This is a genomic window from Pseudarthrobacter kochi, assembly GCF_055412805.1.
In genome coordinates this window covers 1-16664 of record NZ_JBVAYV010000043.1, presented here as the reverse complement: position 1 = coordinate 16664, position 16664 = coordinate 1, and the positions used below count along the sequence as shown (strand labels likewise).

Here is a 16664-nt window from a genome sequence, read left to right as displayed (position 1 = left end):
GCCAATGCGGTCGATAGAGTGATACTTAAAGTATTGCTATAATATTTTAGATAACACTAGGAGGGGGGCTCGAGTGCAACCCAAGGCATGCATCATCGGCGCAGGCGTAGCCGCCCCTTTGGCAGTCCTTGGGCTCATTTCGTCCATGCTTCTTCTGCTGGGGCCCGCGAAACCGGCGTCGGCTGGCTGCGGACCGGCCGTTTCCGTCGTCATCGACAGCACCACCAAAGTTGATGGCTATACCCAGGAACAGCTCAAGAATGCCGCAGCGATCATGGGCGCCGGAAAGGCGCAGGACTTGTCCGTCAACGGGCAGATGATCAGCGTGATGGTGGCCCTGGGGGAGTCGGGGTTGCGGGTCCTGGATACCGGCGACGGCGCCGGCCCGGACTCCCGCGGGTTGTTCCAGCAGCGCGACAACGGCGCGTGGGGTTCCTACGCAGACCGCATGGATCCCACCACGAGCGCAACCAACTTCATCAAAGCCCTGAAAGGCGTGGCTGGCTGGGAGCTGTTGGAACGGACCATTGCCGGCAACAGGGTCCAGCGCAACGCCGACCCGTACCACTACCAGAAGTACTTGCCCGAGGCCGCCAAACTCGTCCAGGCGCTCTCAAGCTCGAAGTTCTCCCTGCAGGGCAGCGACTGCGCCGTCCCCGGACAGTCGGGCGCGGGGGATGACTACCCGTGGAAGAACTCCCCGACCTGGCTACAGGCCGGCGCAAACGCGGCCAGCACCTCGCCGCTGGGCATGTACTACCGCGAGTGCGTGGACTTCGCCCTCTGGCGGGTCAACCAGCAGATGGGTTCAACGAAAGCTCCGTTCAAGTTCCTCAACGGCTCCTTCCGCCCGGACGGACAGGGGCTCGGCTCGGCCCTGACCTGGAAGGCCGGCTGGGACGCCAAGGGCTGGACCTCCGGCAACACACCACAGGTCGGCGCCGTTGTCTGGTACGCGCCCGGCGCCGGGGGAGCGGACCCGAACTTCGGCCACGTCGCCGTCGTCAAGGAAGTCAGAGACGACGGGTCCTACGTCGAAGAGGGCTACAACGGCAACCCGGCCCCGGCGGACCACAGCTACTACACCCGGACAGTGACCAACTCTGTCCCCTCAGCTTTCCTGTACCTGCCCACCCAAGAGGAGAAGAAGTGAAAAGGCCCGTGACCCTGCTCGCCGTGGCGCTGCTCTGCGTTTCGTGCGCACCGGCAGGCAACAGCACGGCAGCGCCGTCGGCATCAGCGGCCGCCAGCTCCACTTCATCCGCGGCGGTCTCGCTGAGCGCAAACAGTGGACCCCAGGCACCGGGCGGCACTATCCCGGCCACCATCGGCATTACCTGGGATCAGGCCAGCAAGGACGAGGCCATGGATGTCGCAGAGAACGCTATGACGGATTTCGCCCGCCCCGCCGTGGAGGACAAACAGTGGGCTAATGATCTGGCCCGCTGGCTGACCCCGCAGGCCACCGCTGACTACTCGGCAGTGGACCCGGCCAACATCCCCGCATCCCGCGTCACCGGGACCGCCACCCTAAGCGTCGATGAAACCAACGGCTTCGGCGTCATGGCAGCGGTCCCCACCAACGCCGGGACCTACACGGTGCAGCTGCTCCGCACCGGCAAGGACTCCCCCTGGAAGGTCAACCGACTCACCCCGCCCGCCTCCTAAACGCCGGCACGTCCACCCCACACACGTAAGGAATAAGCTCATGGGCACCACACCAACGCAAGTTATGGCCTTTCCCAACATCCGGGCCATCGTCCGGGACAACGGCACAGCCGAGGTCATCGTCGCGGGCAACTCCCGCATCGTCCCTGCCGGAGACTCCATGCAGGAACTCCGCAACAACGCCCTGGCCCTCATCGTGGGCGAAGCCCAGACCCTCCAGCGCCCCGTCCGGGTCCGCATCGAGGACCCCGAAGGCCACGGCGAACTCATCGTCCACCCGGACAACAAGATCGAATCCGTCTCCTACGATCCCGCTCCGGCCCGCCGCCGGGCAGAAGCCCCCGAAACCACACCCGCGACCGCAGCGCCGGCCATCATTGAGACCGCACCCGCACCCGCACCCGAGCCCATGGCGGTTCCTGCCCCTGCCGCATCGGTGGACGCCCAGCCGTGGCCACCCGCCCCCGCAACGGCCACCTCGGAACCACAGACAGCTGCCGCTGTTGAAGAAGCCGCACCAACCCGGCGCAGCCTGAAGGAAACCTCATTCCTGGTCAGCGCCCCGGTCCTCGAACCGGCTACCCAGGGCTGGCGCGGAACACTCACACGCCTGGGACTCCGGATGGATCCCTCAGAGGAAGAACTCACCGAGCGCGAGGATGTCCGCACGGTCAGCCAGCACTGGCCCGGCCCCCGGACCATCGCCGTGGTCAACCGCAAGGGCGGGGCCAACAAGACCCCCACCGTGGTCATGCTCTCGGCCATCCTCGCCCGCTACAGCGGCGCGGCCACGGTCGCGTGGGACAACAACGAATCCCAGGGCACCCTCGGATGGCGCACGGAAAAGGGCTCCCACGACCGCAGCGTCCTGGACCTCATCGACGCCTCCACCGAACTGCTCTCCCCGTCCACGAACGCCGCCGAAATCGCCAAGCTCGTCCACCACCAGACCGCCGACAAGTTCGACGTCCTCCGTTCGGATGAAAACGAAGAAGGCGACCACGAAGTCACCGCCGAGGAAGTCGACATCGCCCATCAGGTCCTCACCCGCTACTACCGGCTCGTGGTCATGGATTCGGGCAACACCGCCCGGGCCGCGAACTGGCGCCGGATGATCGACCACACCAACCAGCTCGTCGTCCCGGTCACCGCCATCGAAGACCGCGCCGAAGCCGCCCGTCTGACCCTGCAGACCCTGGAATCCCGGGGCGGCCACGACGCGGAGCTGGCCCGCAACGCCGTTGTCATCGTCTCGGAGTCCACCGACGCCAAGCGCAGCATGAGCGGCGAGGCACTGAAGCGGGCCAAGGACGAGGCCCAGCGGATCGCTGACGGCTTCGCCCCGTTCGTCCGCGCGGTCGTCCGGATTCCTTACGATCCGGCCCTGGTCAACGGCCCCATCCGCTATGAAGCCCTCCAGCCGGCAACCCAGCGGGCATGGCTGGCGGCCGCGGCCGCCGTCGCTGCCGGCTTCTAAACCACCCACCAACCGGACTCTGAAAGGAGGCAAGCATGCAACAGTCCCTGAACCCTTGGATCACCCGCCCGGCTCCGGCCGGCGGCGCGGACACTGCAGCACCGGAAGCGCACGTGCCGCCGGCGGCCGTGATCAGTGGACCTCTGAAGGGAGTGGTCGAACCGGACGCCGCAGACCGTCTGGCCCGCCGCACCGTCGCCGGCTCCGCAGCACTGTGGGTCGCCGGGGCCCACGGTGGATCCGGCGAAAGCCGCATCGCTGACCTGATCGGCGGGGCACGGGCGACCGGTCACTGCTGGCCTGTCCTCCAGGAAGGCAGCAAGCCGCGGGTGCTGCTGGTTTGCCGTGCAGACATGCGGGGCCTGACAGCGGCACAGAGCGCCCTGATGCAGTGGGCATCGGGCGCGGCGCCCGCGGTTGATCTGCTCGGCCTCGCCGTTCTGGCGGACGCACCGGGGAAGACGCCCAAACCCTTGCGGGACTTCACGACAATCGTCAGCGGGGGAGCCCCCCGGTCCTGGACCCTGCCCTGGGTCGAAGCCTGGCGGCACGGAGACTCCACCACCCTGCCGCCGGCTCGCGAATACCAACGCTTCATCACTGACTTAGCCGCCCTGGCTACCGACTCCACACCCGGCATCACCAACTGAAAGGTCTCTCACCATGAACTCCTTCTCCGTACTTGCAACAAGCGTCATCCCCAACCCGACTCCCGTTGTCCCGGCACAGGCGGGTGGCCTCCTCACGATCCTGAACTGGGCCTCCGGCATCGGCCTGGTCCTCGGTGTCCTGGGCGTGATCATCGTCGGCATCGGCATGGTCATCCAGCTCCAGCGCGGCGAGGGCGCCCAAGCCATCGGCAAGCTCGGCTGGGTCCTGATGGGCTGCATCATCATCACCGGTGCCTCCGGCATCGTCCGCGCCTTCGTCTAAACCAGCACCAACAACGGGAGGTTCACCATGAGCCAGTCAACAGAGAGCACCACCGAAAGCAATCAGTTCACCAAACCCGGTTTCATCATTGCTGCCGCGCTGGTGGTCGCGCTGATTGCAGCAGCCGTCGTCATCTTCCTGCTCCCCAAGGGACAGGACAACGCCCAGCCGGCCCCCGCTGCATCGCCGGACAGCGCCTCCGCAACACCGACAAAGTCAGCAGACGCGGCGGGAAAAAGCATCTGCGGGCTGCCGTCAAGCACCGAGACAGCCCTGGGAACAGCGCCGAAGTCCAAGTGGGAACTCGTTGGAAAAATGGCCGTACCCACCGACCCCAAGACTTCCGGCCCGGGACAGACCGACTCAGACGGATTCCGGTCTTGCTTTGCGCATTCACCGGCCGGGGCGCTCTATTCCGCCATGAACGTTGGCGCACTGGGCTCGGCGGGTTCGCCGCAACTTGAGGTGAAGCTGGCGGACAAGCTCCTCGTTCCGGGCAAGGGACGCGACGCTGCTATGAAGGAGGCCGCGAGCTCGAGTGCCTCCAGTGGATCCGACACAACCATTCAGGTCAACGGCTTCTCCATCAAGTCCTACACGGCCTCGGAGGCCAATGTGGACCTAGCTTTTGAGACAAACAAAGGAGTCCTTGTCCATACGATCCTGTCGATGCGTTGGATGGACGGTGACTGGAAAGTGAAGCCGGCTGACGACGGGGTAACTTTCAGCGGCGTCTCCCAGCTCAGCGACCTCAGCGGTTTCATTCTCTGGTCAGGCGTCTGAGATGGCTGAGTGCAAATGGGGGGAGCTGACGTGCGTCGCGGGGAACATCGCAGCCGGAGCAGTTGACGACGCCATAACAAACCTGGCGAAGTCGATCATGGAGGGCATGAGCCAGATGGTGACGACTCTGTCGACTTTCTGGGTGTCCATGCCCACGGTGAACCTGGCCAGCTCTGACGGTGCGACGCCGAGTCCCGTCGTCTCCGTGGTGAACAGCGAATTGATGGTCTGGACTCTGACGCTGGCTGTCCTCGCGGTCATTCTCGGTGGCATCCGGATGATCTGGGAACAACGCGGAGCACCGCTCAAGGATCTGCTCCGGTCCCTGATCACGCTGGGTCTGGTCTCGGGCCTTGGCCTGGGGGTCATCTCGATCCTGGTGATCGCCGCGGATGCTTTCTCGGCCGAGATCATCAAGCGTTCCACGGACGGCAAGGGCTTTGCCGAGTCGATGAAAATTCTCGTGCTGGCCAATCAATCGGGTGTCGGGGTTTTTATCCTGATCGTTCTGGGGTTGATCGGGCTGATTGCCTCCCTCGTCCAGATCGTTCTGATGGTGGTCCGCAGCGGCATGCTGGTGATCCTGGCGGGCATCCTGCCGACCACCGCGGCTTTCACCAACACCGAGATGGGGCGGCAGTGGTTCCAGAAAGCAGTTGGCTGGACTATCGCGTTCATCCTCTACAAACCTGCCGCAGCCATCGTCTATTCGGTCGCATTCCTGCTCATGGGTAGCAACAGCGGGAAGGATTCGTTGATCACGTCCATTACGGGTTTCACGTTGATGATCGTCGCTCTGTTCGCTCTGCCGGCCCTGATGCGGTTCGTCACGCCGATGGTCGGTGCCGTCGCCTCCGGCGGGGGAGCAGGAGCAGGAGCCGCCGTGGGGGCCATGGCCACAGGCGCCGTATCCATGGGCCGCAGCGGAAGCGGTAAAGGCAATGCAGCCCCGACACCGGCCAGCACACAAAACAACCAGTCAGGCTCATCTCCGAAGGGCAGCACCGGAACAACCGGACCCCGGGGCAATGGCGGCCAGCCGACACCCGGGGCGACCGGTCCGGGCGGGGCCACCAGCGCCGCCACAGCCGGCGCAGCAGGCACTACCGGTGCAGGGGCAGGAGCAGCCGCAGGCAGCGCAGGCGCCGCCTCGGGTGCAGCGTCAGCCGCCGGCCCGGCCGGCATGGCCGTCGCCGTAGGAGCACAAGCAGCGTCCAAGGTTTCTCAGGCCGCACAACAGACCGCGCAGGATTCAACCGGCCAATCAGAAATAGTGGAGGGCCCCAGTGGCAGCAATTAATACCGAATACAAGGAACCGTCCTACGGCAACTGGCGCGTCCCGCGCTCGGCCGGGCTGGGCAACCTCGGCGCTATCGGCACCGGCATTGTCATGGCCGGGTTGTTGCTGGGCATCATCAGTTTCGCCATCTGGGGCCTGCTCCCGGGCCTTGCTGTCCTGGCCGTCGCCGGGGCGGCCGCCCTGCTGTTGACGGTCAAGGACAAGCACGGCCAGTCCGTTGTTGACCGGTTCGGAACCCGAATGAGCTTCCGGCTCGCCAAGTCCTCCGGAACGAACCTCTACCGTTCCGGCCCCCTCGGCGTCACGGCCTGGGGCATGTACCAGCTCCCGGGCCTCGCGGCGAAGTCCACCCTGTATGAATTCACCGACTCCTACAAGCGCCCGTTCGCACTGCTGCATGTGCCGTCCACCAGCCACTACACCGTGATCTTCTCCACCGAACCCGACGGTGCGTCCCTGGTGGACCCGGAACAGGTCGATGCGTGGGTGGCGAACTGGGGCGGCTGGCTCGCCGGCCTCGGGGACGAAGCGGGCCTGGACGCCGCCGCCGTAACGGTCGAGACCGCACCGGATTCCGGCTACCGGCTCCGCAACGAGGTCACGATGAACATCGACCCGAACGCCCCGGAGTTTGCCAAAAACGTGCTCCACGAGGTCGTGAACACGTATCCGGAAGGTTCGGCCACGGTCCGGGCCTGGGTATCCCTCTCCTTCAACGCCTCCCTGCGGGCCGGATCGAAGAAGCGCACACCCGAAGATGTGGCCCGGGACCTCGCGTCCCGGATCCCGGGCCTGTCGGCCCGGCTGCAGTCCACCGGCGCCGGGATCGCCCGGCCCATGTCCGCGCAGGAACTCTGCGAGGTCATCCGGATCGCCTACGATCCGCCCGCGGCCCTGATCATTGATCAAGCGCACTCCGCCGGTTCCCCGGTGTCCCTGACCTGGGGCGAAGTCGGACCCTCCGCGACGCAGGCGTCTTGGGATGACTACCGGCACGACAGTGCGTTCTCCGTCTCCTGGACCATGACCGGTGCCCCGCGCGGTTCGGTGAACTCCTCGGTCCTCTCCCGCCTGCTGGCCCCGCACGGGGACATCGACCGCAAGCGGATCTCACTGCTGTACCGGCCGATGGATTCGGCCCGTGCCGCAGCCGTGGTGGAGCGGGACCAGAACAACGCCAACGTCCGCATCACCTCCGGAAACCGCCCGTCCGCCCGCGCCCTGGTCGACGCCCGCTCCACCGTGCAAACCGCCCAGGAAGAAGCCCAGGGCGCCGGGCTGGTGAACTTCGGCATGGTCGTCACCGCCACCGTGACCGATAAGGAACGCCTCGCAGATGCCGTGGCCGCCGTGGAACAGACCTCCGGTACCGCCCGGGTGCTGCTGCGCCGCGCCTACGGCACCCAGGACACCGCGTTCGCCGCGTCCCTGCCCCTCGGGCTGGTCCTTCCCAAGCACAGCCTCCTGCCCTCCGAAATCAAGGACGCCCTGTAATGGCCCGTATGAAACTCTTCACCCGCCCTGCCAGGAAGGCTGCAGCCCCGGTCAAAGCCACGCCGAAGAAGAAGGCTGAGAAGGAACCGCGCCAGCCCGGGCCCTCTGCCCGGGGCTGGACCGGACGCGGCGGCGGCATGGCCGCCCTCGTGCCGTCCGTGAAGGAATACCGGGGAACCACGGTCCAGGTTTGCGGGCTGTGGCCGTTTTCCTCCGGGGCGTCCTCCCCCATGATCGGCGTCCCGCTCGGACGCCATGAGGAAACCCAGGCCACGGTCTGCTGTGACCCGATCAGCTGGTTCCAACGGGCACGCCTGATTTCCAACCCTTCTGCGTTCATCCTGGGCAAGCCGGGGCTGGGAAAGTCCACCGTGGTGCGCCGGATGTTCATCGGACTCTCCGCGCAGGGCGTCCACCCCCTGATCCTGGGGGACTTGAAAGGCGAACACGTCAAAGCGGTCCAGGCGCTCGGTGGCCAAGTCATCAAGCTCGGCCGCGGCGTCGGCTACCTGAACATCCTCGATCCCGGCCAGGCCGTCGAAGCCGCGCAGCTGCTCGAAGACAACGGCCACCACGAGGACGCCGCCCGGGTCCGCGCCGACGCGCACGGCCGGCGCCTGACAATGGTTGTCTCCCTGATCACCATCAGCCGGAACAACCCGCCCACCGATCAGGAACAGACGATCCTGGACCGGGCCCTGCGGGTCCTCGATGACCGGTTCGACGGTGTTCCCGTCCTCAAGGACCTCCTGGACGTGATCATCTCCGCCCCCGATGAGCTGCGCCAGGTCGCCCTGGACCGCGGCGACATGAACGTCTACCTGCAGGAAACCCGGGCATTGGAAGCAACCCTGCTGGGCCTGACCGGAGGCGGGAAGCTCGGAGAAATCTTCTCCCGGCACACCACCAACCCCATGATGCGCGACCGCGCCGTGGTCTTCGATGTCTCCAGCATTGACGAGACCGAAACCGACCTCCAAGCTGCAATTCTGCTCGCGTGCTGGTCCTACGGTTTCGGCACCGTTAACGTCGCCAACGCCCTCGCCGATGCCGGTCTGGAACCGCGCCGGAACTACTTCGTCGTCCTGGACGAGCTGTGGCGGGCGCTCCGCGCCGGCAAAGGCATGGTGGACCGGGTGGACGCCTTGACCCGACTCAACCGCTCCGTCGGTGTCGGTCAGATCATGATCTCCCACACCATGTCCGACCTGCTGGCACTGCCGGCGGAAGAAGACCGGATGAAAGCCCGCGGCTTCGTCGAACGCTCCGGCATGGTGATCTGCGGCGGCCTCCCGGCCTCCGAGATGCCGCTGCTGACCTCGGCCATTCCGCTGTCAGGTGAGGAGCAGCAGAAGCTCATCTCCTGGCAGGACCCGCCCGCCTGGGACTCCCGCGGGCTCGACGTCGAACCCCCGGGTAGGGGGAAGTTCCTGATCAAGGTCGGCGGCCGTTCCGGAATCCCGGTCCTGGTGGGACTGACATCTTTGGAAAAAGGCCCGGATGGAGTCAACGACACCGAGGGGAAATGGCGTGAAACCCCGGAAACCCTCCTCGAGCCAATGACCCCTGACCTACCCCTTCAAGGAGGCACGCTGTGAGCGCACCGAACCGTAAAGGAATGGGCCTCGGAGATGCCCTGCCGGTCTGGATGGCCATCGGCTTCATCGTCGTCTTCGGCGGCGGGACCTACGCGGCCGCCCACCTCGGATCCTGGATGGCCGGCATCGACCCACCCCCCAAACATCCGATTGATCTGATCGCCGGGCTGGGCAAGGGCCGCGTTCCGTGGCCCGTCCAGTCCACCGTCGCGGCCGTCCTCATGGCCGGCGTTGTCCTGGTCCTGACCATCGTCGTGCTCGTGGCCTGGAGGAAGGGCGCATCCAAGCGTGCCCGCGTAGACAAGGCCGCCCGGTACCTGGGTCGCGGGAAGTCCCTGGCCGCGTTCTCCGAGAAGGGCGCGAAAGCGACGGCGGATCGGCTGGGAGTGACAGGCACGCCGGGCATCGTGGTGGGCAAAGTGGTCTCCACCGGACAGACGTTCATTCAGTCCTGGGAAGACCTCAGCCTCGATATCTGGGGCCCCAGAACCGGTAAGTCCACCTCCCGGGTCATGCCCGCAATCCTGGACGCACCGGGTGCTGTGGTGTCGACCTCGAACAAGCGTGACGTGGTGGACGGCACCCGTGGGGTCCGCGAGGCAACGGCCCCGGTGTGGGTGTTCGATCCGCAGAAGATCGCCCAGGAGGAACCAGAGTGGTGGTGGAACCCGCTGTCCTATGTCACGGACGAAGAGAATGCGTACAAGCTCACGCAGCACTTTTCGGTTGGTTCGCGGGTCCCGGGGTCCAAGCCGGATGCCTACTTCGACCCCAAAGCCGAGGACATTCTCTCCTCGTACTTCCTCGCGGCCGCGCTCGGTGGGCTTCCCATCACGCAGGTCTACCTGTGGGTGACGGAGCAGGTGAACCGGGAACCGATCAACATCCTGAAAGAGCATGACTACGAGCTGCAGTACAAGGGCCTGGAGTCCACGCTGGAGCTGGCCGACAAACAGCGCGACGGTATCTTCGGCACCGCCGAGAAGATGATCCAGTGCCTCAAGTCCAGGAATACGCTGCGCTGGGTCGCCCCGATGGGTGGCGCGACGGTTGCCACGGATGCCCGCCGGCAGTTCAATCCGCACGCTTTCGCTGCCTCGCAGGAGACAATCTACATCCTTTCCAAGGAAGGGGCCGGCTCGGCTTCCCCGCTCACCACGGCGTTGACGGTGGCGATCGCTGAGGCGATGGAGGAACGGGCCGAACGCAGCGGCGGCCGCCTGCCCAAACCTGCACTGTTCGCCCTCGATGAGTTGGCCAACGTCGTCCGCTGGGCAGCCCTGCCGGATCAGTTCAGCCACTACGGGTCCAAGGGCCTGATCGTCATGGGCATCCTGCAGTCCTGGTCCCAAGGTGTCGAGCTGTGGGGCGAGGCGAACATGCGGAAAATCTGGTCAGCCGCGAACGTCAAGGTCTACGGCGGCGGCGTCGCCGAAGAAGGCTTCCTCCGGGCCCTCTCGGACCTGATCGGAGACTACAGCTACACCAACGTCTCCGTCTCCTCCGGCAAGTCCGGCTCCAGCCGCTCCCGCCAGGAAGGCAAGGAACGCATCTTCGACGTCTCCAACCTCGCGGAGCTCGACCGCGGCCGCGCCGTGGTCCTCGCCTCCGGCGCCCCGGCCACCCTGGTCCGGACCATGCCCTGGTACACCGGCCGGCACAAGGACGCCGTAGAGGCGTCCATCAAGAAGTACAGCCCCCGCCCGGAGGAACCCGAGCCCGTCCTGGTGCCCTCCGCTCCGGCCGCTAATCCCTGGGTCACCGGGTAAGGAAGCAGACAGCCATGGCAGATGATTTCGGACTGTTCGACACGGACACCCCCGCCCCCAACCCCGGCACGGGCGAAGACGGTACACCGGAGAAGGCACCGGAGCTCGTTTACGGCACGGCCGAAGAATTCCTTCACGAGCAGCTGCTGCCAACCTACGTCCGCAGCGTCACCGGAAAGACCGCGAAGTGGTGCATCGAGTGGTATTTCCACCCCGAAGCCGTCTCCCGCGTTGCAGCCTTGTGGCGGTCCTGGGAGCACCTGCGCCTCGACCCGGCAACCGGCATGAGCGTCTGGTGGCGCGACCACGCAGACCACCACATGGCCATCCTGTTGAACCCGCAGGGGCCGTTCTACAACTGCGACATGAAAGAACACCGCGACCCCGAACACCTGGAGCCGAAGAAGGCCCCGGAGGGCTGGTTCCCTGACGTGCGGATGCCCCTGACTTAACACGGACAGCTGAAACAGTTGAATACGACAGATCCTCGGCCCCGTGTTCCTCGATCCAGCGGACGAGAACCCTCACCGACCGGGGAACTAAGACCCGACGGTGAAAAGCTCATTTCCCCATAAAGGTCGGTGAAGTTACCGGGCCACAACTGATTTTGGTGACAGAACCTTCTGTGACCACTGACGTCTGATCGCGGGCGTCAATGTTGCGATGTGGAGACTTCCCGAAGTGACTAGGTGACGGTGAGTTGGGTGTACATGCCGGCGGCGTAGTGGCCGGGGAGGTTGCAAACGAGCTCATAGCGCCCTGGCGGCAGCGTGACGGTGGCCCAGCCTGACGCGCCGGGAAGGATTCCTTGCCCGGTACCTTCGGCGCAGGTGTTGGACGCTTCCCCGAGACTGCCCGCCTCGTCGATTTTGGCGTCCTCGCCGATCGGGCGGGTGCCGGGGATCTGGTTTTCGGGAAGGGGAAGGATGACGAGTTCGTGGCTGATGGTGCCCGCGTTGGTGACCAGGAAGGATACCGTGCCGTGGGCCACGGTGTTTCGGTCTGCGGTCATGCGCATGGCCCCGCCCATCATGCCGTTTCGTGGGCGCATCATGGGTCCGCCCATGTTGGTCAATGAAACGGAGACTACCGGTCCAGGAAGATTCGGTGCCACGCAGCGGGTGCGGGATAGAAAACCGGTGCCCCCGGGGTTCACAACACTGCCCAGGACGCCGACCGCCACGAGGGACAGCGCGGTCAGAAGAATCACCGATGCGATTCCGAGGATGATCTGCCCGCGGCGGCTCAACGAGTTCAATCCTGGCGCCTGAGCGCTGTGCGACGGGCAGTGAACTCCTGCTCGTCGATTTCCCCGCGGGCGAAGCGCTCAGTAAGAAGACGCTCAGCGTCGTGGTGCGGCGGCCGCTGTGCGGCCGGTCCCTCACCCGGATGGGGGCGCCGGAGCAGGAGCACAACGACAGTGACAACTCCGCCCCAGAAAATCAGCATCAACACGGCCATGGCTACCCACGCGCCGATACCCCAGCCATTCCCGTCCCAGCCATACATCATGATCAGACCTCCTTTTGTGAAACTACGTCGGGCCCGCTTCCCGGAACAGTGCCCAACGGCCCGGCGGGTGTATATAGTCTGCATCGGGGCCGGCAGCGGCCGGCCATGCTCCGATGCGCACGCGGACACAAAAGTCAGGCAGCGGCGCCCGTTTCGCGTCCCGTGGGCCGCCGGTCCGGAGGCCGGCCGGGTCTCAGGCGGTTTGAAGCTCTTTCAGTGCGGCCCGGAGCCGGTCATCGGCTTCGCCGGCGACCAGGGCGACGGCAGGGGCGTCACTGAGCTGGACCATTGTCTGCGGGTCGATCGTCTGGATGACGGTCGCGTCGGCGTCGCTGCCGCGCCGGATGACGACGTTGCACGGAAGAAGCAGGCCCATGTCCGGTTCCGCGGTGAGAGCGCGCTGGGCCAGGGCGGGATTGCAGACGCCCAGGATGAGGTAGTCGCCCAGGGCCTGTCCGCTCTCCTCCCCGAGCTTGGCCTCAAAGGTTGAGCGGACATCGATCTCGGAGAGGACCCCGAAGCCCTGGCCCAGGAGCGCCTCCCTGGTCCGGCGTACCGCTTCCTCGTACGGCAGGGCGACGGTGATGGTGTGTGCGTAGCTCATGGTTATGCTCCTCCATTGGGTTTCACTGTGAGTCAATGACGCCGCATCGCCGTGTCACCGGGATTCGATGAGGCCCATCATGCCGCTGTCCTCGTGGTCGAGGATATGGCAGTGGTAGACGGTCTTGCCGGTGAAATCATCGAACGCGATCCGGACGCGCACGCTGCTTCGGGCCGGGACGTTCACCACATCCTGCCACTCGGGGTCGGATACGGGCCGGCCGGCCCGTTCGATGATCTGCATGGGCCATACGTGCAGGTGGAAAGGGTGGTCCATGGGGCTCGTGTTAGTCAGCGTCCACTCCTCGACGGCCCCGGCCGGGACGGTGGTGTCAATCCGGCCCGGGTCGAAAGGTTTGCCGTTAAAGGTGAACCTCATTCCCGACCCCATCCCCATGCCCATGGCGAAGGTCAGTTCCCGCCGTGCCGTGACCGCAGCGGGGCGCAGGTCCCGGGGTGCCGGCTGGGCCAGGAGCGGCTCCGCGGACGGGGCCGGTTCGCCGCTGACCGAGTAAGTGGCCAGAACGGTGCCGTTGGGGTCGGCCTGGGCCTGTTGGCCTCCGGTGCTGGCGCCCATCATGGATCCTGCGCTTCCCCTGTCCACCGGCAGGGTGCGCAGCACGGCCGTGCCGGTGGCCGCGGTGACGAGGAGGTCGGCCCGGTTGCCGGGAGCCAGCAGCACCTCCTCAACGTCCCGGGGGTTCTGATAGCGGCCGGAGTCGAGTCCAAGCAGCTGCAGGCGCTGGCCGTCCAGGCGCAGTTTCAGGTACCGGGCGGTGCAGGCGTTGATGATCCTCCACCGTTCGCGTTCTGCCGGTTTGGCCGCCAGTTGCGGGTTTAGCTGGCCGTTGACCAGAACCAGGCTGCCTTCCCGGCCCATCATTTTCTCCATCGCCGACACGGCAGCGACGCTTCCGTCGCTGTTCAGCGAGATGTCCGAGATGACCATGACCCGGTCCCGTGAGGTCGGGACAGGGTGCGGGTCCTCGACGATGATGGCACCGTACAGTCCGCCGAAGACCTGGTCGGCGACCATGCCATGGTGGTGGGGGTGGTACCAGTACACGCCCGGCGGGTGGTCCGCGGGAAGCCGGTATTCGTACTCGAATGACGTCCCGGGGTCAACGGAGAGGAGCACGTTGTCGCTGTTGCCCTGCGGGGAGACGTGCAGGCCGTGGACATGCACGTTGGTCGGATCCCGCAGGCCGTTCTCCAACGTCACGTTCACCCGGTCACCAGGCCTCAGGAACATCGTCGGGCCGGGCACCGACCCGTTGTAGGTCAACACGGTGGCATTCGTACCGGCGATCCTTGCCTGACCCGGCGCCGCTCTCAGGCGCACCTGAAGCATCCCGTTGCTGCTGCGGAGGACCTCGGGTTCGAGGAGGGCCTGTCCGCCGGACGGCTTGCCCGCGGCTTCGGAGCCCCACAACAGGCCTGCCGCGCCCGTCAGCGCGGCCGCGGTTCCGGCGCCCCCGAGGAGGAGGGCAGTGCGTCGGCGGACAGGCCGCATCAGCTGTCGCCCTTGAGGATGTTGAGACGTTCCTGGTATTCCTCCGCGGTCAGCTCGCCCCTGGCAAAGCGTTCATCCAGGATTTCCCGGGGTGTGCCTCCACTGCCCGCAAGCCCGGCGCCCCTGCCGTCCGGGGAGCCTGTGGGTCCGCCGCGGCGCCTTGCGGCCGAGAAGAACCATATCCCCAGGCCGGCAATCAGCAGGACCCCGACAATCAGCAGCAGCCAGAACATTTCTGTCCAGCCCATGCCTGATCCGTATCCACCCATCATTACCCGTCTCCTTATCCCGCGAAACCGGTACTGACCGGCGTGCGGTGATCATTTTCGAGACTACAACATAATACCCATAGGGGTATAGGGCGGGGCGCGGCCGGGCGTTTTGATGTGCCCGCGGCTTCAAGCCGTGAATTCGATCCTCAACCATCAGCAGGGCTGCGCCCGATCACGATACAACCGACGCCCGGCCGGCGAATGCCCGTTGGTCCCCGGCGCCCCTGCCGGAGACGCTATGGCGTGGCCCGCATGCCGAACCAGGCGTGCAGCGCGGCGGCCACCGCCGACGCCGGGGGTGCAACGCTGCCGCGGCCGCGCGTCCGGCGGCGTTAGGGTGGGAGCATGGGTGTCGAACCAGCGGTAATAAAGCGAATGTTGAGAATGCGCCCCCAGGATCCGGCCAGCGTGCCCCGGGAGGTGGAGGGCGAACCGGATCTGGTAGCGGTGGACACGACATGGGGAGAGCTGCAACCACTACAGTGCGCTCCCGGGGTGGTCACCCTCGGCGAACTCGAACTCCTGGAGCAGATCAGCGGCGGCGCTGTCCTGATCGACAGCCGCGTGCCTGACTCCAGATCCGGGGTTACGATTCCAGGCGCAGTCAACTTTCCGCACGACCGGATTATTGGATTCAGGGATCAGCTCGAGGTTTCGAGGCTGAGCGTGTTCTTCTGTAACGGCCCACAATGCCCGCAGTCACCGGCGGCCATCCGGGCGCTGCTGGAAACCGGGTATCCGCCATCCGCGCTGGCCTACTACCGGGGAGGACTGCACGACTGGGTCACCCTGGCCATGCCCACGGAACAGATCACCTGACCCCCGGGCTCGTCCGGGCACCGGTGTCACCGGCGAAGCCGCCCGGACCATGCCCCCACCCACTGCGCTCCGTTCGGGTCGCCGGCGAACAGCCCGCCGACCTGACCATGCTCGGCGGCGTCAATGACGCCCTGGCCAAACGGGGCACCGCAATCGAACAGGATCCCCGGGCTGCTTACGCGCTCCGGGAGCGTGTCCTTGGTCCGCGCGTGGACCATCGGGTTGTGCTTGATCTACCGCGGACTTGGCCGATCCCCGAAGCGCCGGGCCAAAGCGGGCCGGTCCGGGGGAATTGATGACGTTGACGGAGCGAAATGAACTCCGATGTGACGGATCAGAAGCTGCCGCTGCCGCCGGAATCACCGTCCCGGCCGGCACCGCTGTCAGCGTCGCCGCCGCGGCCGCCGCGCAGGATCGAATCGATCAGAATCCCGCCCAGCACGGCTCCGCCGCGGCCCCCGCCGCACCCTCGGCTCCCGAACATGCCGCCGCCGTAGCCGCGGTTGGCCAGGCCGCCGAAGCCCTGCACATCGGAGCGGGCGAGCTCCGCCGCCCGGGATGCCAGAGCGCCGGCCTGCTGCGCGAAGGTCAGGGAAGATCCAGGGTTACTCTGCTGGAGGGCGAGCGCGGTGTCCAGATTGCGTTGCGCTTCGGCCAGGCGTGTCCTGGCTCCGGGTCCCACACCGCCGCGCCGGGCGGCAATGTAGTCCGAGGCAACCGAGATCCCGGCCTGTGCATGCATGATGGCCTGCTGGAGAGTGAGGTGTGTCAAGGATGTGAGACAGCCGGTTAGTTTCTATTTGGTTAGGCCGCCGCGGGTAGCGGCTGGTTTTTGGTCTTGAAGTTGGCCATTGCTGTTGCCGGCGGCAGCCCATCATTGTTGGTGTGGGGCCGCCATCGATTGTAGAACACCTCGATATAG

Annotated in this window: 18 protein-coding genes and 1 pseudogene; 12 read left to right on the top strand and 7 right to left on the bottom strand. The window is 66.0% G+C overall.

Annotated elements, in window-relative coordinates:
- The first annotated feature begins 145 nt into the window (after window positions 1-145).
- The 11 genes from ACZY0Y_RS16695 to ACZY0Y_RS16645 are packed head-to-tail and all read left to right on the top strand — an operon-like array spanning window position 146 to window position 11475.
- Entirely contained in the window at window positions 146-1153 is a 1008-nt protein-coding gene (locus tag ACZY0Y_RS16695; RefSeq protein WP_463959255.1) for a CHAP domain-containing protein, read from the top strand.
- Entirely contained in the window at window positions 1150-1668 is a 519-nt protein-coding gene (locus ACZY0Y_RS16690) for a hypothetical protein (protein ID WP_463959254.1), read from the top strand. The genes ACZY0Y_RS16695 and ACZY0Y_RS16690 overlap by 4 nt, the downstream gene beginning before the upstream one ends.
- Before the next feature lie 40 nt (window positions 1669-1708).
- Window positions 1709-3145, top strand: a complete 1437-nt coding sequence (locus tag ACZY0Y_RS16685; RefSeq protein ID WP_463959253.1) for a MinD/ParA family ATP-binding protein — start codon at window positions 1709-1711, stop codon at window positions 3143-3145.
- Between the two features lie 35 nt (window positions 3146-3180).
- A complete protein-coding gene (locus ACZY0Y_RS16680; RefSeq protein ID WP_463959251.1) occupies window positions 3181-3795 on the top strand; it encodes a DUF6668 family protein in 615 nt (204 codons plus the stop codon).
- A gap of 13 nt (window positions 3796-3808) precedes the next feature.
- Window positions 3809-4078: a hypothetical protein gene (locus ACZY0Y_RS16675; RefSeq protein ID WP_243182088.1), complete on the top strand. Its 270-nt coding sequence runs from the start codon at window positions 3809-3811 to the stop codon at window positions 4076-4078.
- 27 nt (window positions 4079-4105) lie between these two features.
- Window positions 4106-4861 carry a DUF8175 domain-containg protein gene (locus ACZY0Y_RS16670; protein WP_463959249.1) on the top strand — a complete coding sequence of 252 codons (756 nt, stop codon included), beginning with the start codon at window positions 4106-4108 and terminating at the stop codon, window positions 4859-4861.
- 1 nt (window position 4862) lies between these two features.
- Entirely contained in the window at window positions 4863-6161 is a 1299-nt protein-coding gene (locus tag ACZY0Y_RS16665; RefSeq protein WP_463959247.1) for a TrbL/VirB6 family protein, read from the top strand.
- The gene (locus ACZY0Y_RS16660; RefSeq protein WP_463959246.1) at window positions 6148-7656 is read left to right on the top strand and encodes an SCO6880 family protein; all 1509 of its coding nucleotides are present in this window, start codon (window positions 6148-6150) and stop codon (window positions 7654-7656) included. The genes ACZY0Y_RS16665 and ACZY0Y_RS16660 overlap by 14 nt, the downstream gene beginning before the upstream one ends.
- A complete protein-coding gene (locus ACZY0Y_RS16655) occupies window positions 7656-9254 on the top strand; it encodes a putative type IV secretion/conjugal transfer ATPase (protein ID WP_463959244.1) in 1599 nt (532 codons plus the stop codon). The genes ACZY0Y_RS16660 and ACZY0Y_RS16655 overlap by 1 nt, the downstream gene beginning before the upstream one ends.
- On the top strand, window positions 9251-11023 hold the full coding sequence (locus tag ACZY0Y_RS16650; RefSeq protein ID WP_463959242.1) for a type IV secretory system conjugative DNA transfer family protein: 1773 nt from the start codon (window positions 9251-9253) through the stop codon (window positions 11021-11023). The genes ACZY0Y_RS16655 and ACZY0Y_RS16650 overlap by 4 nt, the downstream gene beginning before the upstream one ends.
- Before the next feature lie 14 nt (window positions 11024-11037).
- Window positions 11038-11475 carry a DUF4913 domain-containing protein gene (locus ACZY0Y_RS16645; protein ID WP_463959240.1) on the top strand — a complete coding sequence of 146 codons (438 nt, stop codon included), beginning with the start codon at window positions 11038-11040 and terminating at the stop codon, window positions 11473-11475.
- Between the two features lie 233 nt (window positions 11476-11708).
- Here the strand turns inward: ACZY0Y_RS16645 and ACZY0Y_RS16640 are convergent, their stop codons facing one another.
- From ACZY0Y_RS16640 to ACZY0Y_RS16620, 5 genes are all read right to left on the bottom strand, one after another.
- Window positions 11709-12281 (bottom strand): sulfocyanin-like copper-binding protein, encoded by a 573-nt coding sequence (locus ACZY0Y_RS16640; protein ID WP_463959238.1) that lies wholly within the window; start codon window positions 12279-12281, stop codon window positions 11709-11711.
- Window positions 12278-12535: an SHOCT domain-containing protein gene (locus tag ACZY0Y_RS16635; RefSeq protein WP_463959237.1), complete on the bottom strand. Its 258-nt coding sequence runs from the start codon at window positions 12533-12535 to the stop codon at window positions 12278-12280. The genes ACZY0Y_RS16640 and ACZY0Y_RS16635 overlap by 4 nt, the downstream gene beginning before the upstream one ends.
- Before the next feature lie 193 nt (window positions 12536-12728).
- Entirely contained in the window at window positions 12729-13139 is a 411-nt protein-coding gene (locus tag ACZY0Y_RS16630; RefSeq protein ID WP_463959235.1) for a DUF302 domain-containing protein, read from the bottom strand.
- A gap of 54 nt (window positions 13140-13193) precedes the next feature.
- Complete coding sequence (locus ACZY0Y_RS16625) at window positions 13194-14651, bottom strand: multicopper oxidase family protein (RefSeq protein ID WP_463959233.1); 1458 nt, start codon at window positions 14649-14651, stop codon at window positions 13194-13196.
- On the bottom strand, window positions 14651-14899 hold the full coding sequence (locus ACZY0Y_RS16620; RefSeq protein ID WP_463959231.1) for an SHOCT domain-containing protein: 249 nt from the start codon (window positions 14897-14899) through the stop codon (window positions 14651-14653). Before ACZY0Y_RS16620 ends, ACZY0Y_RS16625 begins: the two co-directional genes overlap by 1 nt.
- A gap of 369 nt (window positions 14900-15268) precedes the next feature.
- Here ACZY0Y_RS16620 and ACZY0Y_RS16615 point away from each other — a divergent pair, with 369 nt between their 5' ends.
- A complete protein-coding gene (locus ACZY0Y_RS16615; RefSeq protein WP_463959230.1) occupies window positions 15269-15742 on the top strand; it encodes a rhodanese-like domain-containing protein in 474 nt (157 codons plus the stop codon).
- A 26-nt stretch (window positions 15743-15768) separates the two neighbouring features.
- Here ACZY0Y_RS16615 and ACZY0Y_RS16610 read toward each other — a convergent pair whose 3' ends face one another.
- Together ACZY0Y_RS16610 and ACZY0Y_RS16605 are read right to left on the bottom strand one after the other, a co-directional pair.
- Window positions 15769-15960 carry a hypothetical protein gene (locus ACZY0Y_RS16610; RefSeq protein ID WP_463959228.1) on the bottom strand — a complete coding sequence of 64 codons (192 nt, stop codon included), beginning with the start codon at window positions 15958-15960 and terminating at the stop codon, window positions 15769-15771.
- A 116-nt stretch (window positions 15961-16076) separates the two neighbouring features.
- Window positions 16077-16502: pseudogene (locus ACZY0Y_RS16605) on the bottom strand (TPM domain-containing protein); the annotation flags it as partial.
- Between the last annotated feature and the right edge of the window lie 162 nt (window positions 16503-16664).